The 19,440-nt window shown below is 44.7% G+C and carries 15 protein-coding genes; all 15 read right to left on the bottom strand.

Annotated elements, in window-relative coordinates:
• Positions 1–9 precede the first annotated feature (9 nt).
• The 15 genes from ACFGVS_RS16480 to ACFGVS_RS16550 all read right to left on the bottom strand — a co-directional run bounded on the left by ACFGVS_RS16480 (position 10) and on the right by ACFGVS_RS16550 (position 19,411).
• On the bottom strand, positions 10–1,644 hold the full coding sequence (locus tag ACFGVS_RS16480) for a glycoside hydrolase family 43 protein (protein WP_439694768.1): 1,635 nt from the start codon (positions 1,642–1,644) through the stop codon (positions 10–12).
• A gap of 57 nt (positions 1,645–1,701) precedes the next feature.
• On the bottom strand, positions 1,702–2,631 hold the full coding sequence (locus ACFGVS_RS16485) for an ROK family protein (RefSeq protein ID WP_439694769.1): 930 nt from the start codon (positions 2,629–2,631) through the stop codon (positions 1,702–1,704).
• A gap of 109 nt (positions 2,632–2,740) precedes the next feature.
• Positions 2,741–4,636 carry a glycoside hydrolase family 97 N-terminal domain-containing protein gene (locus ACFGVS_RS16490; protein WP_439694770.1) on the bottom strand — a complete coding sequence of 632 codons (1,896 nt, stop codon included), beginning with the start codon at positions 4,634–4,636 and terminating at the stop codon, positions 2,741–2,743.
• Positions 4,637–5,914, bottom strand: coding sequence for a glycoside hydrolase family 88 protein (locus ACFGVS_RS16495; RefSeq protein ID WP_439694771.1), 1,278 nt, complete (start codon positions 5,912–5,914; stop codon positions 4,637–4,639).
• A 316-nt stretch (positions 5,915–6,230) separates the two neighbouring features.
• Positions 6,231–7,460 carry a DUF2264 domain-containing protein gene (locus tag ACFGVS_RS16500; RefSeq protein WP_439694772.1) on the bottom strand — a complete coding sequence of 410 codons (1,230 nt, stop codon included), beginning with the start codon at positions 7,458–7,460 and terminating at the stop codon, positions 6,231–6,233.
• 5 nt (positions 7,461–7,465) lie between these two features.
• Positions 7,466–8,818, bottom strand: coding sequence for a BNR repeat-containing protein (locus ACFGVS_RS16505; protein WP_439694773.1), 1,353 nt, complete (start codon positions 8,816–8,818; stop codon positions 7,466–7,468).
• Positions 8,819–8,866: 48 nt separating this feature from the next.
• Positions 8,867–10,489, bottom strand: coding sequence for a RagB/SusD family nutrient uptake outer membrane protein (locus ACFGVS_RS16510; RefSeq protein WP_439694774.1), 1,623 nt, complete (start codon positions 10,487–10,489; stop codon positions 8,867–8,869).
• A 19-nt stretch (positions 10,490–10,508) separates the two neighbouring features.
• Complete coding sequence (locus ACFGVS_RS16515) at positions 10,509–13,778, bottom strand: TonB-dependent receptor (RefSeq protein ID WP_439694775.1); 3,270 nt, start codon at positions 13,776–13,778, stop codon at positions 10,509–10,511.
• 226 nt (positions 13,779–14,004) lie between these two features.
• On the bottom strand, positions 14,005–15,156 hold the full coding sequence (locus tag ACFGVS_RS16520) for a FecR family protein (protein WP_439694776.1): 1,152 nt from the start codon (positions 15,154–15,156) through the stop codon (positions 14,005–14,007).
• Positions 15,157–15,231: 75 nt separating this feature from the next.
• Positions 15,232–15,813, bottom strand: coding sequence for an RNA polymerase sigma factor (locus ACFGVS_RS16525; RefSeq protein WP_439694777.1), 582 nt, complete (start codon positions 15,811–15,813; stop codon positions 15,232–15,234).
• Between the two features lie 244 nt (positions 15,814–16,057).
• Positions 16,058–16,897 carry an SDR family NAD(P)-dependent oxidoreductase gene (locus ACFGVS_RS16530; RefSeq protein ID WP_439694778.1) on the bottom strand — a complete coding sequence of 280 codons (840 nt, stop codon included), beginning with the start codon at positions 16,895–16,897 and terminating at the stop codon, positions 16,058–16,060.
• A 4-nt stretch (positions 16,898–16,901) separates the two neighbouring features.
• A complete protein-coding gene (locus ACFGVS_RS16535; protein ID WP_439694779.1) occupies positions 16,902–17,990 on the bottom strand; it encodes an NAD(P)H-dependent flavin oxidoreductase in 1,089 nt (362 codons plus the stop codon).
• 9 nt (positions 17,991–17,999) lie between these two features.
• Positions 18,000–18,452, bottom strand: coding sequence for a nuclear transport factor 2 family protein (locus tag ACFGVS_RS16540; protein ID WP_439694780.1), 453 nt, complete (start codon positions 18,450–18,452; stop codon positions 18,000–18,002).
• A 1-nt stretch (position 18,453) separates the two neighbouring features.
• Positions 18,454–19,188, bottom strand: coding sequence for an SDR family NAD(P)-dependent oxidoreductase (locus tag ACFGVS_RS16545; protein ID WP_439694781.1), 735 nt, complete (start codon positions 19,186–19,188; stop codon positions 18,454–18,456).
• Between the two features lie 4 nt (positions 19,189–19,192).
• Positions 19,193–19,411 (bottom strand): tautomerase family protein, encoded by a 219-nt coding sequence (locus ACFGVS_RS16550; RefSeq protein WP_090641102.1) that lies wholly within the window; start codon positions 19,409–19,411, stop codon positions 19,193–19,195.
• Positions 19,412–19,440: the final 29 nt, after the last annotated feature.

Below are 19,440 nucleotides of genomic sequence, written 5' to 3' on the forward strand. Positions count from 1 at the left end.
AATAAGGGCTTATGGTGTTATCCTAAACCAGTCAAAATCGGCATATCCGCCCGTGCGCACATCCGGTTTGCCAATACAGAACAGGCCTACTTTTGCTCCTATCCATTTATCGGGCAGGGCCGTAAATGATGTTCCTATTTCTTTAAAATTGACTCCATCCTCGCTGTAACTGAAAGTACATCGGGCATCAGGCGCACTTACATGAACCCTGAGATAAACAGCAGATTGACTGATCCTATTTTCGGCCACAACCTGTTCTGTATTGCCGTTTAATGCCTCTTTACAAATTACCTGGCTTATTTTAAACCCTTTTTCATCTTTGGAAACAGATAGATAGGCATAGTCATTCCCCATAATAAGTAAACCTGCTTTTTTACTTTGCCATACATCCCATTCCACTTTATAATTAACCTTTGTTGTTGCCGTAAAATCGGCAGCCGGAAATTTTTGCAACAACAGATTAGGCACAGGCCAAAGGTTAGCCACACCCGGTTCTGTTGGATAAGCAAACAACCGCAGATAGCCCGAACCCGGGATTAATGCACTCCATTGTATTTTGGGATTAGCGTGCCATTGCCATTGTAAACCAGGCCGATCTGCATTAAACTCGTCACTTTCAGCCGGAGTTATCACCGGGTAGGTTTTACCTACATTTGGCTTTTTATAGGTAAGTACGGGCTCTCCGATGCCATCACCATCGTCGTCTTTACCAATTACCGGCCAGTTATTGATCCATTTTACCGGTTCCAGGTGGAGGATTCTGCCGTAAGTGCCTTTATCCTGGAAATGAATAAACCAGGGCTCGCCGGTTTGTGTCTGCACCAGCGCACCCTGGTGTGGACCATTCACCGCGGTTCGGCCCTGGTTAATCACTATTTTAGCCTCATATGGCCCATAGATATATTTCGACCGCAATGCAAGCTGCCATCCGGTGGCTACACCGCCTGCCGGCGCCAGTAAATAATAGTAGCCATTACGTTTATACAGTTTAGGGCCTTCTATAGTGGGATTCTTGTCATGACCATCGTAAACGTGTTTACCATCATCCATGACATTTGTCCCTTCGGCATTTAGCCTAAAGATGGTTAGCAAACTGTTAATACCGGCGCGGCTACCCGCCCAGGCTACCGCCAAATAGGCCTTCCCATCATCGTCCCAAAACGGGCAGGGGTCAATAATTCCCTTGCCCGGCAAAATCAACAGTGGTTTACTCCAGGCACCCGCCGGGTCTTTGGTTTTAATCATGTAAATGCCATAGTCGGGATCGGGGTAATAAATATAAAACTCGCCCTTATGAAAACGGATGCTGGGCGCCCAAACGCCCTTGCCATGCTGTGGCTTATCATAAACAGTTTCGGGAACTTGCTTTTTTAACGCGTAATTGATCAGCTTCCAGTTAACCAGGTCTTTAGAATGAAGAACAGGCAGGCCCGGCATACAATTAAAACTTGAAGCAACCACGTAATAATCATCTCCAACCCGTATAGCATCAGGATCTGAATAATCTGCGTACAAAACGGGGTTCTTATAAGTGCCGTTCCCCTGATCTGCTACCCAAACTTCAGACACAGAGCCCTCGGCTGTTGCGCCCTGTAAATGCCCCTGTTGCGCTATAACAAACTGATTGCATGCCTGCAAGCTCAAGAATAATATGTATAATTTGAACCGCATCAATGTTTCACTTTATTGGTCATTGGTTTTTTATTTTTTAACTGAAGCTACGGTTTTTTCAACTGGCTTAAACAAATTGGCAGCCCCTATAAGCGGCGCGTACTCCCCTAACCGGGCAAGTTCAATAGTGGTGTTTGGTAACCGTTTTTTTAAAGCCGGCAAAAAAAGGTCGGACGCAAGGGTTATATTACCGCATAGGATTAAACATTGCGGAGATATGGCCAGGATATGAGGTTCGAGAAAACTACTTAGGTTTTCGGCAAAGTCTTCAAATACCTGTTTAGCAACCACATCCATATCGGCTATAAAAGCAAGCTCCTTTACGTTTTTAACTAATTTGCCAGATAGTTCATGATATCGCTTTACAAATCCCCGGGTTGATAAATAATCATCTGCAATGGTCTCCTTAAATGATAAACTACCCAAATTCAAATCAGTGATTTCGCCATTAATAAAATGTGCCGATCCAAAACCAGTCCCCAGGGTAACCCCTATCACATTTTTATATCCCTTTCCCGCTCCTGCAATGCATTCTCCTGCAACAGTAGCTTCGGCATCGTTCCGGAATTTAATGCGTTTATGATGTATTTGTAATGTGTTGGCCAGGTGAAATTTAATGTTAATACTGTAGATAGATTCGTATTTATTGAGTCCTTTGATGTACGAGATTCCATTGTGGTAATCAAATGGCCCCGGCATCGCCAGCGACAGACCAGATATATGAACATTGGCCCTTTCTAAAACCTGTTTTAATATATTGCTCCAGGCAAATAAAATATCTGCCGCCGAACCCTGGCTGTTAATATCAATCCTTACCTGGCTTTGTTCAACAATCCTGTTTGTTTTATAATTACATATTGCTGCCGTTATATGTGAACCGCCAATATCCGCGCTTAAAATATATGGTGTAAATACGTTTTCAATTGACATGTCGCGGTTTGGTATTACTGTAAAACTCATTATTGATTATGCTCATTTATAGGATCTGTTAATTAATTTCATATATATTCTTTATCAAATAGAAAATCAATGAGTCTGCTTTAAGCTTTGTGCATTCTGCTTTTAGCTTCTATTTAATTTCTTCTATATGCATTGCCTCACCTCCTGATGGTTGCAGACTAATGTTTAACACTGTTTTACTACTGACCACGCTACTGCTAACCCGCACATGCGTAGCTGTAGCCACGGTGGCATCGTCACTATATATTTTGACCCTGTACTTTTTGCCCGGGGCCAGAAAAGTGAGCGGCACGTTCAAAGTTCTTGCTTCGTTATTGGTAATGACACCTACAAACCATTCCGTTCCTTTGCGCCTGGCAGTAGTAATATATTCCCCCGGTTTACCTTGTATCACCCTTGTCTCGTCCCAACTGGTTGGAATATTGTCCCAAAACTCCAGTTCGGGTTCGTTATGCTCTGCCAATGTCTTATCATACCAGTAAAGCGTTTGCAGGGGGCTATAATAAATGGCGGCCAATGCCAGCTGATGGGCATGGGTAGTTTTTATTCGTTTATCAAAATAACAAATAGTATAATCGGCCGGTCCGGCTATGTAACGGGTAAAAGGTAATATGGTATTGTGGGTTGCATCGGGCATTTCTTCGTTACCGCGTACCCCTTCAGCTGTCATCAGGTTGGGCCAGGTGCGTTGTTCGCCGGTGAGGCGCCAATCGTCATGGATGTTAACCATTATATGGCTTGCCGCCGCCTGCTGAATGGCTTTCTCTACCCAGGTAGTCCAGCGGTGCGAACCCACCTGTACAAAACCAAATTTTACGCCTTTTACCCCCCACTTATTATATACAGCAAACAGGCTGTCGCTTTGCGCCAGCAACGCTTGCTGGTTAACGTATAGCCATATTCCAATGCCTTTCTCCTTACCATATTGAATAATGCCCGGCAAATCAAAATCAGGTATAGCCACCTTTGTCGCATCGGAATTAAAGCTGAATGCCGGCCCATACCATTTCCAGTCGAATAGGATATATTGCAGCTTATGTTTTACAGCAAAATCGATATTGGCTTTGGCATCGGCAGTGGTTTGGGTCATCACGCGCATAATTTTACCGGGTTTTATCCACTCCGTATTGGCTATTCGTGATGGTTCGTTCAGGTTAAGCATTATGTAATTATGCGTTATCAAATCGCCCGGAGTTGTGGCCACCATAATTACGCGCCAGGGCGTACCAACCGGCGACACGAGCTGCGCCCCGCCAAACATAGACGTTACAAGGGTATTTGGCTTATCGTCGCTTAACTTAAATTTGGTGCGGGCATAATCAACCAACTGCGCTTCGCCAAGTGCAACAAACAGCCCGTTGGGTAGTTCTAATGTAAGCGGGCGTTCGCTTTCACCGGGCCAGTTGGCCAGGGGCAGCTTGTAATAAGGTGCCTGGGCCCAGTTGGCAAACCAGGCCTGGGTACCTGCCGGGAAACTAAATCCGGTATTTTCGGCGGTGACGTTGTAATACGTTCCTTTTTCATTTTCGGGGAAATAGTAGCGGATGGCGACACCTTCATCATAAGCCCGAACCTGTACCTGCATCACATACATTGGGTTATCATCCTTCACCAGTGTGATATCGGCAGCATTATAATGATCCCTTATCCGGCTGCGTTCGCCATTTACCGGGATCCAGCTGGTATCATGCGTGGTGGTTTTTATATCTTTTATCACCAGGTTTTCGCACCAGTTTTTATGCTGATCTATCTTCAGCGCCATCGCTTTTTCTGACAACTGGTTATCCAGCTGAATATCCAGCACCGACTCGCCTATAACCTGTTTATCCTGGTAAGTTACCTGATAATACATCGTCCTCTTATTATCGACTGACTGTTTCTGATAAAACTTCAATGTGAGGTTTTTGTCAGGCGATTGAATTACCGGGGGAGCACCCGTCGCCGTGTTTTGCGCTTTGGCAGCTAACGTGATAAATGAAACTACAGCTAATAAAAAATATCTCATTTAGTGCGATTTATATTGACGATAAGCAGCTTTGCCATGTTGTAATTTATTCAATCTTAACAAGGCCTCCAAATAATAGTAATCGGCATAAATAATTGATGCGTCAATTTCTGTTCCGGCTGGGTGATGCCCGGTAGAATGTAGTAAAAAAGCGTTGTTTACATTATGGCTTTGATAAGTAAGCGAGGAAAGCGTTTGCAGCATAGCTTCAGCCTTCTGCCGATAAATCCTTGCCCTGGCCTTATCTTTTACAAAAGTGGATAGCTCCAACAATGCAGAAGCCGTTACACATGCAGCCGAGGCATCTTTAGCAGCATTGGGTATAGCCGGATCATCAAAATCCCAATAGGGGATTAAATCTGCGGGCAAACGGCCCAGGTACACATCAGCCACTTTTTGTGCAAAGTTTAAAAACTCCGCTTTCCCGGTTTCGCGGTAGCACATGGTAAAACCGTATATCGCCCATGATTGCCCCCTGGCCCACATGCTGTTATCTGCAAAACCCTGGTGAGTTATGCCTTTTATCTTTTTCCCGGTAATGGTATCATATACCACTACGTGGTAAGAAGTATAATCGGGCCTGAAATGATTGTGCATGGTGGTTTCAGCATGTTTAACCGCGATATCATATAGATGCGCATTACCCCCATTTTTTGAAGCCCAGAATAAAAGTTCGAGGTTAATCATGTTATCGATAATGGTATTGTGGGGCCAGCCCATTTTTTTAACCATTGGCGGCCACGATAAAATAGTACCAACTTTGGGGTTAAACAAAGTGGCCAATGAATCTGCCGATCTTAATATAACCTGTTTATACGCTGAGTCTCCCGTTAGCCTGTACCCGTTGCCAAAACTGTTAAATATCATAAAACCCAAATCATGGTCGAAGCCACTATGTTGGGAAATTGGCGTTAATTCCTGTGTGAATTTGTCAGCTGCTATTTTCCATTTTTCATCGTGGGTACCTTCGTACAGATACCATAAAATGCCGGGCCAGAAACCGCTGCACCAATCCTGGGAATTTACATATCGCCAGTCTGTTTTGCCTTTATCTATATTACGGGGTAGGTTATTGCTATTTGCCGGAATATTACTTAGCGTTTTTTGGGCTTGCTCCGCGCAATAATTTATGTTGGCCTGTACCTCCACTCCTTTCTGAGCATGTGCTGATAACCACATGCATAAAAGGACCAGAAAGGCTATAATTCTGCTTATTTTTTTGACATAAAAATCAACTTTTTGGTAATCTATTTCCATAAATGCTACAAACCTTTCCATTTTTATATTATGCCTTTTCACAGATGCCCGCTTAGTGAATTATGAACCGACTGGTTCAATAGCTACCAAAGGCATTTGACCACATGCGCAAAACACATCTGGAAAATTCATTTATAATTGAGTTCCGAAAGTAGATCAAAACAGGAACTCCCAAGGGGGTTCAGTAGGCCAAATAAGGGGGAGAAGAAGTCAATTTGACCAAAAAAAGAACATATTTTTAATTAATACCAAAATTGCGGACTGCTTTAAACAAAAACGGTATGAACTAAGCCCATACCGTTTCTGTTTACTTCACCGAAGTAATTTCTGGTTTTCTTTATTTGAGATCCAGGGCGTGATCGGCTTTTACATCTTCTCCGCTCCAGATTTTAACTGCCGTCCATTTGAGGGGTGGGGCGCTCCAGAATTCGTCAGTTTCGGGCAAGCCAAGGGATACAAAAACATTACTGCAAATGTATAAGCTGCCGGTAGTAATATAAAAATCGGCCAGGCCGGGTTGCTTGCCGTAAAGGCCGATATTGAGCCATCCATCCGCGGTAAATGTAGCGGGCGACTCTAATGTTTTTTTGATAACAGCGGTTAAGGCGCAACGTACCTGAGCCGGTGCCAATGATGCCGGGAGTTGCTTAATATAAGCCATATTGGCCAAATGATGAAAAACCCCTGCCCGGTAAACTATAGATCGGCCGGTTGCCGGGTAACTGCCATCGGCGTTAATTAAGCGTTCCAATATTTCGGCATAGCGTTGGCCTATGGCTTTTACCCGCTCCTGCTCGTGTTGGTAGTTCTTCTTTTTTTCGCCCTGCACCTGTAGCATGGCGGCTAAATTGGGCTGTATCACAATACTGTTGTAATAATCCAGGTGAAAGGTCATCCCATCAGAAAACAGGCCATCGCCAACATACCAGTGCTGGGTAAATTCACGGATACCATATTCGGTACGTAAAGGATCGTCCCCTAAATCGTATTTACAAAAGAAAGCCTCTATCATCCCCGAAAACAGGATCCAGTTGGAGTAAACCGGCACCGTGTTACGGGTTATCTTCATCGCATCAACCACCTGTTTTTTTACATTATCGTCCAGGTGTTCCCATAACCAGGGGCTCCTGACAAGCGCAAAGGCTACGTACGATGCATCAACCAAAGGCTGCCCGCCATTCCATTGCAAATAATCTTTAGCCTGCGGATTAACCGCGTTGGCTATCGCCTTTAACGCCCATCCGCGGTACTGGTTACGCAGTTTTACTTCAGCAGCATCGCCGCCTTCCAGGTTAAGCCAGGGAGCAATTCCGCTTAAGGTGCGGCCAAACGCTTCCAGGTAAGCTACTTTTGAACGCCCTTCCTTATTGTCTATACGATCAGATAAACTAACAGGCATATTTTGCTTCAGCTTATCTTCGGCCAGGTTTGATATTACGGGCCGGGCTATTTTATCCATGTACGCCAGCCACAGTTTCCTGTCGGCAAGGCCGTTTGATATATTTTTTTGCGCCCATAGGTTAAGCGTCAATAACATTATGCAAAGCAAAAACAATAATTTTTTCATAGCAGTTATTTTTTCTTTAAAGTCGCAGACAGAATTGAAGCACAATCCACCTCCAGCACCTGTACCGGCTGGGCAGTAATATTGGCCTGCCCTTCACCATCCACCTGTACTACTTTTTGTATAAACAGGTTAAGTATCTTTTTATCCTTCCATAGTTCGGTATCATAAGTTGGTTCCCAGGCGCCGATGGTAAAAGCCGACAAATCATTAACCGTCCACTTATTTGCGGTCAGGTTACCGGTAAGCGCGACAGAAATTTTATTTCCCCGTTCTATATCTCTGAATATTAAGGCCGCGGCCATATTTTTACCCTGTTTCCAGGCAATTACCTGCGGGCGTGATATGGGGATACTCTTTGTGCCCATTCCGCTTAAACTAAAAGGGGTTTTGCGAAAATTGAGGTTACTGTTGGCCCACCGGCCATTATTTTTATAGATAATATGATATTGCGGAACCGTTTGCCCTTCCTCGCGCCAATAGCTGGCTATGAATGGGCTGCCTTCGTCGTCAATAACCATAGATGTTTGGTTAATAAGCTCGCTTTTCTGTGGAATTTCGCAAGCGTGTTCGGCAGTAGCGGCGGTAATTGGCAAATTATACATTTGCCCGGTTGAGCGTTCCCAGTTTATACCGCCATCTTTTGATAGCGCATAGCACATATCATGGTTGCTGGCCACATCAGGGCTTTCGCGCCATACCCACGACAGGTGTATAAATCCTTTTTTATCAATGGCCATTTGCCAATAAGCGTTTCGTTTACCTTCGCCATCAATAAGGTTACTTTGCACATTTACCCATTTTTTGGTTGCTGCAAGGTACCGGTTAATAACCAGGTTGCCATTACCAGACGCTCCATTCCTGTAAAGAAATAACAAATCGCCGTTGGGCAGCTTGTAAAACTCAGGGTAGCTTACACGGTTTTCAGCAATGCCGGTCATTGATTTTTTTGCCGATAAAGCAAGGCTGCCGGGCACAATGCCCACAGCATAGTTTAATGGCTCATTATGCAAGCCCCAGGCCACATGCAGGTATCCTGCCCCGTCAACCATAATGCTGATGGTTTTATGGGCATCAGCGGCATCGCCTTTGTAAGCCGTCACTGCAATTTGCCATCCGTCCGATCCGCTTTTTCTTTTGGCCAAGGTTAAAAACTGTTCCTGGTTATAGTAAGCAGCATATTGTTCCCCTTTAAAAGTAACCAGCGAATTTTTACGAAAAATAACTGTATTCACCGAGTTATTAGCCCATCCAGCGCCAATGGTGCTAACCTTTACCGGGTAAGTTTGCGCACCTGAATGCAGAAAGCTACCTATCAGTAAAACTATAAACAGGGAATGTTTGAAGTGGTTAAAAAGCATAAGTAGTAAAGTGTGTGGCAATATACACCGCCACACACTATGATTATATTAATAACCCGGATTTTGTTCTAAAACAGCATCCTTATTCAACTGAATTTCTGATAGGGGGATGGGCAACAGCAGGTTTTTTGCTGCCAGGCCGGTTGTTGGGTGCTGAACGTCATTTGAATTGAGGCGTGTTGCACGGTCAACCAGGGTTCCGGTACGCATCAGCGTCATCCTGCGGTTTTCCTCTCCAATCAATTCGCGGGCACGCTCGTCAAGTACAAAATCCAGCGTCATTTGGCTGGCGGTGACCTGCGGTGCCTGCGCTCTTGTGCGCAAAACGTTAATGGTGTTTGCTGCCTCGGCTGTTTTGCTTTGCTTCACCTGTGCTTCAGCAAGCAACAGGTAAGTTTCGCCCAGCCGCATCATCATAAAATCTTTAATCATGGCATAGCCAAAGGTATCGTTAGGGTCAAACGCGCCCCATTTGGTTATGCTTGGGCATATTTTGTATAAGGTATCAGGCCCCGTAAATGGTACTTGTTTGCCATAGTTGGCGGAAGTTGGGTTGTTGATATAATAACGCCTCCTGATACTATATTGCGAGTTACGTAGATCGCCTGTTGGATATAAACCGTACAACACCCAATTACTCAACCTTAACCTTGCAATACTACGGCCGCCAAGCGAATCGCAAATTACCATGCCGCTGATATTGTAATAAGCAGCTCCCCACACACGGCGTTGCTGGGCATTATCTGTATTACCACCGACTACCGAATTTGGATTTTCCTGCTCAATAACCCATATAGCTTCAGAGTTGCCCTGGCTGCGCCGCTGGTTACCATACACAAACATATCTGAGTAATAATCGCCGGCGCCGCTTGCCCTTACACCGTAACGGCTGCTTATCAGGCTAAATTTACCGCTGCTGATAACTGCCTGCGCCTGTTGCTCGGCCAGGTCGTTTTTACCCATGCGCAGGTAGGCTTCGGCCAATAGCTGCATGGCCATGTATTTATTAGCCCTATCCACAGGTTTGCCCTGTACGTTTAGTTTAGATGTACCTGCATTTAAGTCAGCCAGGTTTGCGCTTGCAAACGTAAGATCGCTTATAATAAGATTGTTGACCTGATCAAGCGGGGCACGCACAAAATCTGTTTTTGGTGCCGCAAGCGGTGCCGTTACTAATGGCACTTTGCCAAATAATGTAGCCAGGCTATTGTAAGCATATGCCCTAAAAAACTTGGCTTCGGCATCTATCATGTTTTTGCCTTTAGCGGTAAGCTTGGTGTTTGATGGGTCTTCAACAGCCTTGATGATAATGTTGGCGTTGTTAATTAACGCGTAATATTTACCCCAGATATATGAAGCTGCCCCATCTGTTGGTGTAAGCTGTGCATAATTATAATACGGCACTTCAATACCTTGCTGGTTTGCAGTAGCATTGGCCACATCGGTACCCACCTGCCAAACGCTTGGCCAGCCCTGGGCGCTTGAATAGGTTAAAATAGTGCTTTCGTAGTTATAAAGGCCCACGGCGGCGGCTTCAAAGCCCAATGAATCGTTAAGCGTTAGCGGTGTGTATGAGGAGTAAGGCTTTTCGGCCAGGTATGACTTTTTACAGGATGCAAATGCGATAATAAGCACTGATACAGAAGCCACTATAATTGAATACTTTTTCATATCGTTATCTTTTATCAGTTTATTTTAATGAAATGTTGGCACCAAAAACAAATGTGCGGGTAGTTGGATAATTGTTTGTCCAGTCGCCGGACCCCCTGGTCGAATAATTATTTTCAGGATCCCAGCCAATCCACTTGGTAAAAGTGTGCAGGTTTCGGCCGCTTACATAAAACGTTAAGCCGTTGATGTGCGCTTTATCTAACAGTACCTGCGGCACAACGTAACTAAATGTTACATCTTTAATGCGGGTGTAGCTGGCATCGCGCGGATAGCCGTATCCCCGGGTATTGGTATAAGATAAAGACTGGAACGAATTGTTGCCGTTTGATGGTGTCCAGTATTCTATGGCCGCCGGTGTATTCCTCCTGCCCGATTCATCAGCATAGTTTAAATCGGCATTGTTTTTAAGCATACCTTGTGCTGTTTGTATAAATATGCTCAGGTTAAACTGCTTATAGTGAAAAGTATTGGTAATACCACCGGTCCATTTTGGCGTAGTTTGCCCCTGGATAACCCTGTCATCGGCAGTAATTTTGCCATCGCCATTGGTATCGGCAAATTTCAGGTCGCCTGGTTTTGCACCCGGATCTTGCTTGGAGGCATCCTCGCCTGTTTGCCAAACACCTGTCATTTTGTAATCATATATTACGCTGATGGGCTTACCTATAAACCACCTGTTGCCTATGTCATCTTTCCCATCGCCATAAAGGCTCACAATTTTATTCCGGTTTATGGCGTATACAATGTTTGATTCCCAACGGAAATCCCTGCCATCAATGTTCTTTGTGTTCAACGTAACCTCGATACCCTTGTTGGCCACTTTGCCAATATTATCCCATACTGATGAATAACCCGTAATAGCCGGAAGGCTCCGCTTTAACAACAAACCAGATGTGCGCGTTTTGTAAGCATCAACCGATCCGTTAATTCGGCTGTTAAATAAGGAGAAATCGGCCCCGATATTGGTTCCCACCGTGGTTTCCCAAAGCAGGTTGGCATTACCCAGGTTACTGGCCTGTACCCCAATAGTGCTTACCCCATTAAACGGCGAACGAACAGTACCATCTGTTGTAATGGTTTGATAAACACTTATTGCCTCGTTTCCGGTTTTTCCGTATGAGCCTCTCAATTTTAAACTGTTAACTATTTTTGAATCCTTCAAAAAGTTTTCTTGACTAATGTTCCATCCAAGCGCTGCCGATGGAAACACACCATACTTGGTAGTATTAGCGCCAAAAACCGACGATCCATCGCGGCGGGCGGTAACAGTGAACAGGTAACGGCTGTTATAGGAGTAATTGACACGCCCCATCTGCGAGTTAAGCGCATACCTGTCTGAATATGACGACGAGGTTTGCGTTGCACCTGCACCAATATTGTTAAATGAAAGTTCATCGTTTACGAAACCAGTAGCAGCTGCTGTCGAAGTAAAATACCTGCGGCGCTGCGCGCTATATAAACCCGTAAAATCAAAGTGGTGCTTGCCAATGTCCCTGTTATAGTATAACAGGTTTTCAATAGTATAGGCTGTTGTTTCGGAGCTTGCCGCACTGGCCGACCCTAAAGGTGTATTTGCCAAACGGCCGCTGTAGCTATCAACACGGGTTGGCAAATAGGTGTAACCGGCATTTACCCGGTATTTCAACCCTTTAAGTACGCCGCCAAATTTAATCTCGGCATAGCCGTTGCCATTTAAATTTACGCTGCGGTTTACCTGGTCGGTAGTTAAACCCAATAAGGGATTGGTATACAACAATTCAGGCGACATAGGGTAAATGGTATAAGTACCATCGGCATTATATAAATTACCATAGGGGCTCATGGCTGTAGCGAATAACAGGTTGGCCCTGCCGCCATCGTAATTATTGTTGGAAAAAAAGGATGACATACCAACAGTTAAAAAATTGGTAACGTTAACATCGAGGTTTGAGCGGATGCTTACCCGGTTATACTGGTAACCTTTTACCACGCCTTTTTGCTTCATGTAATCGCCCGATATAAAATATTTAACATCGGGGCTACCGCCAGAAACGCTGAGGTTATGATCTTGCATTACCCCTTGCTGGGTAGTTTCTTTAACCCAATCAATGGTTTTACCTGCCTGGTAATTAGGCAGCTCGGAGCTATTGGGCACAGGGCTGGTTTGCGTTTGGCCCGTTTGCGAAAGGTAATCGGCATACTTTTGAATATAGGATGCCGGGTCGCGCGGCTCCAGGATATGCGCAAGATTTTCTATACCAGCATAACCGCTATAACGGATAACGGGTTTGCCGCTGTTCCCTCTTTTGGTAGTAATCAGGATAACCCCGTTGGAGCCATTGGTTCCGTAAATGGCCACTGCCGATGCATCCTTTAATATTTCCATAGAAGCGATATCATTAGGGTTGATATCGTTAAGTGAGCCGCCGGTTTTACTAAGCGGGATACCGTCTACAACCACATACGGGCCGGTACCCGCATTAATGGAGTTTTGTCCCCTCACTATTGAGCCGGGCACTGCCCCCGGTACAGATGATGTATTGGTTATGGTAACCCCTGCCACGGCACCTTCTAAAGCTTGCAGTACGTTGGTAACCGGCAACTCCGATAAACGGGCTTTTGGTACCGATGCAACCGCACCAGTTATATCCGACCGTTTTTGGGTACCATAGCCAACCACAACCACCTCGGTTAAATCCCTTGAAGCCGGCTCTAAAGAGACATTTATCAGGGATTCGTTATTGATAAGCCTTTTTACAGTTTTATAACCAATAAATGAAAACACCAAAGTTTGCCCTGCATTAGCCTTAATGGTATACTTACCATTATAATCGGTTGATGTGGCGTTGGCTATACCCTCAACAGCTACGGTAACACCTGGCAAAGGTTCGCCTTTTTCGTCCTTAACGGTACCGGTAATGGTTATTATAGCATTACTTGTTTGCTGGTTGTCCTTTTCCTTAATTACAATGGTGTTGTTGCTGATGGTATAGGAAAGCGGCTGATCATGAAATACCTTATCGAGTATAACATCGATAGAAGCATTACTAACATGAATGTTAACCGGCCTGGTATCCTTCATCATACCTTCGGTATAAATAAAGTTGTAGCCGCTTTGCTTCCTGATCTCTTTAAAGAGTTTTTTTAATGGTGCGTTTGTTGCCGAAAGATTAATGTTTTGCGCATAAGATGAAGCGCTGACATGCATAATAGCGACAAAAAAAAGGAGTACAGTTATTTTCACAACTAATAATAACTTTTGAGGTATGCATAGTTTGGGCATACCTATGTTAAAAGTAGATATTTTCATACTTTTGAATAGTTTGGGTTAAAACAAGGTTTATTGACAAATAATTTTTCTATGCGCCGGAACGGCGAACAGATTAACGGGTTAACTCAAATTTTTGGCGTGGAAGTGGTGGTACACTTTCACGTTTTTTTTAAGTCCCGTTTTTAGGGTTACGTTCGTAGTTTTCTTTTCATTTTTTTCTCGGTTTTTTAGATTACTATATTGGTTGTTTATTGGCTTGGTTAATTTATTCTGATACGGATATTTTTTTACCCGATACTTTAAAATGCACTTTCCGGGTAAGTTGCAACGTGTTCAGCACTTCAGATACATTGCTGAACCTGGATACCGAGCCGCTGAATTTGTCGGTTGGTAAAGTACCTGCGTACGCCACATCAACATCATACCACCTGGACACCATCCGCATAATTTGCTGTATATCATTACTTTCAAAAACAAACAATCCATTTTTCCAGGCAGTGGCTTCATCTACATCAACATCACTTACGTTAAATGCAAGCGCATTTAAAAAAGCCTGCTGCCCTGGCTGTAAAATCCGGGTTTGATTTTTAGCGACCGAGGTTACCTTTACTTTCCCTTCAAGCAGGGTGGTTTTAACAGCCGGCTCATCATCATAAGTATTGATATTGAAATGTGTGCCCAATACCTCCACAATTTGCGATTTACTGTAAACCCTGAACGGCTTGGCGGCATTGCGCGCCACTTCAAAATAAGCCTCGCCGGTAAGTTCAACTTTACGTTCGGCGCCGCTAAATGTGGTTGGATAGGTTAACGAAGAGGCCGCATTTAACAACACCCGGCTGCCATCGGGCAAAACAACCCAATATTGGCCGCCGCGGGGCGTAGTCATGGTGTTGTACGCAGTTAATTTTGCATTATCAGATGCTGATTTTTCGGATGAATCATAAACTATTCTTCCATCGGCAGTTTTATTAATTGCTACCGCGCCCTGTACAGCAAGGGTGCCGTTACGGGCGCCGGTTAAAGTAATTTGTTTGCCATTTGCCAGGGTAAGTATGGCTTTATTGCCGCCTGGCAAAATATCATTTTTAGGGTTAGACTGATGGACAAGCTGCGCAGGTGCCTGCCGTTTTTTAATAAACAGGTATGCGCCAAATGAAACAAAAACAAGGATGGCAGCAGCCGAAGCAATAGAGTACCATTTTTTAAAGTGCCGGATTTTGGCAGTTTCGGGAATTTCATCAATAATCCTGTTCCACATCAACTCCTCTTCCATTAACGGATCGGCCGGCCCTTCGGCTACAGGTTGCTTATCGGCTTCGTGCAAATACCAGTTATCCAGCATTTGCTGTTCTTCGGGCGTGCAGTTGCCGAGTTGATACTTATTTAATAATTCCTGTGCTTGTTCCCTGGTCATGGTTTATTGGCTGTTATTTAATGAAACGGCCTGCCAGGGATGAAGTAGTAGATAAAATTAAAAAAAAGTGAAAAATTATAATCCCGACAAAATTAAAACGATTGCCGAAAGATGGTTAAGCTTAGGCCTGATTATCCTGATAGCGTTGCTGATTTGTTTTTTAACGGTTTTGTCGGATATATCGAGTTCGTCGGCAATTTCTTTGTAAGTAAGGTGCCGATGTACCCGCATTTCAAATATTTGCTTCATTTTAAGGGGAAGCTGTGCAATTTCTTTTTCCAGCGCTTCCATTATTTCTTTTTCCTCTATCCGCTCCATCGTCTGGTTACTATTGGCTTCGGCAAAGGCGGCTAACGAGTCCAGGTAATCCAGCCGTACCCGCTTGCGCGCTACCAGGTCAAGCACCTTATTTTTTGTCGATATAAAAAGATAACCGGCTAAATTAGCGTCTGAGCTTATGCATTCCCTTTTCAGCCATAACGAAGTGAAAGTTTCCTGTATAATATCCCTGGCGTCATCTTCGTCGCGGAGCATTTTCAGCGCATGCATATACATTACCGTCCAGTACCGTTTATAAATTTCGGCAAAGGCCTCCCTGTCGTCGTTTTTTAACAACGCTATCAACTCCTGGTCAATAAGCAACCGTTTTAGGGGCATAACTGGTTTAATTAACGAATGTAATGCATTTTTTACAAAAATTGCAATACGTGTAAACCATCGTGACCTTCCCCGTCTTTTTACAAGAAGGTTCTTTTTTTCCATGCCGGCAAGGCTCAACCTATCGGTTTTCACAAACGCCTGGCTTAAAGTAGTAAGTAGTATTCCACTCTATCACCAGGTGAGAAATGAAACTGGAACCGGATATTGCTTTAAAACAAAAAACTGTAGTTAAGTAGTATTGTTATTTAAAATCTGCCGCGATAGTTGTGGATTTCCACTGTTCTAATTCTGCAGACATGGCGGCCAGTTTTTCTGATGCCCTTTTATAGGCATCATTCCCCAGAAACAGGTGCATCGGCGGCTGCGGAGTTTCGGCTAATTCAATAAATATCTCCGCGGCGCGATCCGGATCCCCGGCCTGCTGTCCGTTCATGGACAGGTAACGGTCCTGCGTATTTCTTACGGCTTCATAGCCTTCTATCTTGCTGACTGTTAGGCAAAGTGAGTTTTTGGTTAAAAAACCTGTGCGGAAGCCTGATGGTTCGGCTACAGTTACCTTTATTCCAAATTCTCTTACATCAAGCGCAATCACTTCCGAAAAAGCGGCCACCGCAGCTTTGGTGGCCGAATAAACAGACCAGCCTGGGGCACCCACAAAACCGGCCACCGAACCGATATTTATAATATAGCCCGATTTTTGACTACGCATTACCGGCAGTACCGCCCGTACCACATTTATGGTTGCCAGCACGTTAACATCAAAAATATTCCTGATTTCCTGTTCGGCTATTTCTTCCACGGTTCCCGCCATTCCGTAGCCGGCATTATTAACTACCACATCAATCCGTCCGAATGCGCCCAGCGTTTGTTGTATCGATTCATCAATACAATCCGGGTTATTTAAATCGACAGCCAGCGCAAGAAAACGCTCTTTGTCTACCAACCCAACGGACTGGCTTAACGCCCTGGCATCGCGCGAACTTGCGGCCACCCGGTAGCCACGATCAAGCAGCTTTTTTACAAGGGTCAGCCCCAATCCCTGGGAGGCCCCGGTTACATACCATACTTTTGAAGTGTTCATGATATCATACTTTTAAATGGTCAAAATACACTGTGGTTTCTTCCAATATAGACTTCATCAGTTCGGCGGCCTTTGTATGTTTCAGCACCGGCGCTATCTGCCCACCCCAGAACAGGATCATATCCCATTTTTCCTGTTCATTAGCGGCTTTTCGTAAATGCGCCATAAACTGTGTTTGTAGCGGGAAGGGAAGAAAACCTTTTTCCTTATACACCAGGTCCTTTGCAATGCGGCTGGTTATGCCTCTGCCCAATCTCCCGGTAAATGCCCTCGATAAGGTGGTGTACTTAGCCGCATCAGAAAACAGCATTTGCCGGTGGATTGCAGTAGCATTCGATTCATCGGTTGCCAGGAACGCGGTACCAATTTGTGCGGCATCTGCGCCAAGTGCCAACGCGGCGGCAACACCTTTTCCGTTGGCGATACCACCTGCAGCTATAACCGGGGTTTTTACCTTCTCCTTAATCAGTTGAAGCAACACAAAGGTCCCCGTGGTAGATGATTCTGCAGCCGCCAGGAATGATGGCCGGTGCCCACCGGCTTCAAAACCTGAAGCGATAATGAGGTCGACCCCGGCTGATTCCAGCACTATGGCTTCATCCAGCGTAGTTGCCGCGCCTACGGTAACAATGCCCAGCCGGCGGCATTGTTCAAGAATATCGGCAGATGGGATGCCAAACATAAAGCTAAATACCGGCGGCCTTTGATGCAGGATAACTTCGACCTGATTTTCAAAACGCGATGTAAACACCATAGGTTTTTGGGGCAGGGCAATTCCCAACTCATCAAAATAAGGCCTGAATAATTCTTCGGCCTGTTTAAACTGCTCGTCCGAAACAGTACCGTTCACGGCATCTGTATCCGAAACCCACAGGTTAATATTGTAGGGCTTATTGGTTGCCGTTTTGATTTGCTTATCTACTTCGATTATTTCCTGCGGACTTAACGTGTAAGCTCCGTAACCACCAAGCCCGCCGGCGTTAGATACTGTTGACACCAGCTCAACAGACGACAGGTTGCCGCCGAATGGCCCTTGCAGGATAGGGTATTGGATACCCAGTATTTGGGATGCTTTTGTTTGGTACCACATCATCTTTAAAATTTATTGGGCTACATCGCTAATCATTTTATTAACGATAAGCCAGCTGTTATCCATTTTATGAAACGACAGGAACTCATCATAATTAAAATCGTACATTTTAACATGCACCCTGGCCACCGCTATTGAATTGACCACATCAATTGAGATGATTGTCCCCTTAAAAGGCTTGCCGGAATCTTTCGGGCTTTGACGATGAGCGACGCCATCCAGATATTCATCGAGCGTTTTGGCATATGGCTGCCCCTTAACATCGCCGAATAATAAAGTGCCGGGATTGTAAATCTGTTTCAGTGTATTAATATCACCTTCGTAGATGCCTTTAAAGTAATAATTTTCCAGCACCTGGGTGATGGCTAATGAATCTTGATTATTGGTTTCCATTTTCTTTGAATTTTGCGCTTTTAATACCAGCAAGGTGCGTGACAAAAAAGCGGTCAATAAAAGCGTTTTCATATTAATTCAAATTGTGACCGGCTCCCATACCACCGTCTACGTTGATGATGGCACCGTTTATAAAGTTGCTTTTAGCAACGGTATAAACCATTTGAGCCACATCTTCCACCTCGCCAACGCGGTTTACCAGGTGCAATCCCGCGCCTTTATCAACCTCGGCGCCGTGCATTGGTGTACGGATAACGCCTGGCGCAATTGTATTAACCCTGATGTTATCTTTCCCAAATTCGGCGGCAAGTTGTAAGGTGAGCGAGTGTATCGCTCCTTTTGATGCAACCGGTGCGGTGGAGGGAGCACCTCCAAGAGCATGGACTACCAGCGGTGTGCCGATATTGATAACTACCCCATCACGCTGTTTAAGCATTTGCGGAATAACAGCCTGGGTGGTGAAGAATGTACCCTTCAGGTTGGTATCCAAAAAACGGTCGAGGTAGGCTTCATCCACTTCAAGGAAGGGCCTGGTTTCATAGATGCCTGCGTTGTTCACCAGTACATCTGCCGAGCCAAATTTTTCAAGTGCGATTGCCAGGAGTTTCTCCCCGGTACTTTTGTATTTCACATCACCGGCTACCATAGCCAGGTTATCGCCCCCGCCCAGTTCGTGGTAAGTCTGCTCCAATTTTTCAGCAGTCGCGGAATTGATTACTACATTGTCGCCGTTTGCCAAAAAGTGGCGGGCTACTTCTTTACCTATGCCAGATGAGGCACCTGTAACTATTATTGTTTGCTTCTTCATTTTCTTATTTTCTATCAGCAGTAATACCTCTTTCTCTCAACACAGATACCTGCTCTCCGGCATGGCCCCAGTTGTCAAGGTCAACCTCCTGGATAACTACAAAGGTTAATTGCGGGTCTTTGTTCAATACATCACTCAACAGATCGGTAACCCCTTTAATCAGTTGCTGTTTTTGTTCTCTGGTAACGCCTTCACGGGTCACCTCAATTTTTACGTATGGCATGGCTTTAATTTTTATGCAAAAGCTGCTTA

This window comes from Mucilaginibacter sediminis, assembly GCF_051903035.1.
In the GTDB taxonomy this organism is placed as follows: domain Bacteria; phylum Bacteroidota; class Bacteroidia; order Sphingobacteriales; family Sphingobacteriaceae; genus Mucilaginibacter.

Excerpts from the sequence above, each read along its gene's own strand:
- ACFGVS_RS16485 (WP_439694769.1), bottom strand. The coding sequence starts at position 2,631 with ATGAGTTTTACAGTAATACCAAACCGCGACATGTCAATTGAAAACGTA.
- ACFGVS_RS16490 (WP_439694770.1), bottom strand. The coding sequence starts at position 4,636 with ATGAGATATTTTTTATTAGCTGTAGTTTCATTTATCACGTTAGCTGCC.
- ACFGVS_RS16495 (WP_439694771.1), bottom strand. The coding sequence starts at position 5,914 with ATGGAAAGGTTTGTAGCATTTATGGAAATAGATTACCAAAAAGTTGAT.
- ACFGVS_RS16500 (WP_439694772.1), bottom strand. The coding sequence starts at position 7,460 with ATGAAAAAATTATTGTTTTTGCTTTGCATAATGTTATTGACGCTTAAC.
- ACFGVS_RS16505 (WP_439694773.1), bottom strand. The coding sequence starts at position 8,818 with ATGCTTTTTAACCACTTCAAACATTCCCTGTTTATAGTTTTACTGATA.
- ACFGVS_RS16510 (WP_439694774.1), bottom strand. The coding sequence starts at position 10,489 with ATGAAAAAGTATTCAATTATAGTGGCTTCTGTATCAGTGCTTATTATC.
- ACFGVS_RS16515 (WP_439694775.1), bottom strand. The coding sequence starts at position 13,778 with ATGAAAATATCTACTTTTAACATAGGTATGCCCAAACTATGCATACCT.
- ACFGVS_RS16520 (WP_439694776.1), bottom strand. The coding sequence starts at position 15,156 with ATGACCAGGGAACAAGCACAGGAATTATTAAATAAGTATCAACTCGGC.
- ACFGVS_RS16525 (WP_439694777.1), bottom strand. The coding sequence starts at position 15,813 with ATGCCCCTAAAACGGTTGCTTATTGACCAGGAGTTGATAGCGTTGTTA.
- ACFGVS_RS16530 (WP_439694778.1), bottom strand. The coding sequence starts at position 16,897 with ATGAACACTTCAAAAGTATGGTATGTAACCGGGGCCTCCCAGGGATTG.
- ACFGVS_RS16535 (WP_439694779.1), bottom strand. The coding sequence starts at position 17,990 with ATGATGTGGTACCAAACAAAAGCATCCCAAATACTGGGTATCCAATAC.
- ACFGVS_RS16540 (WP_439694780.1), bottom strand. The coding sequence starts at position 18,452 with ATGAAAACGCTTTTATTGACCGCTTTTTTGTCACGCACCTTGCTGGTA.
- ACFGVS_RS16545 (WP_439694781.1), bottom strand. The coding sequence starts at position 19,188 with ATGAAGAAGCAAACAATAATAGTTACAGGTGCCTCATCTGGCATAGGT.
- ACFGVS_RS16550 (WP_090641102.1), bottom strand. The coding sequence starts at position 19,411 with ATGCCATACGTAAAAATTGAGGTGACCCGTGAAGGCGTTACCAGAGAA.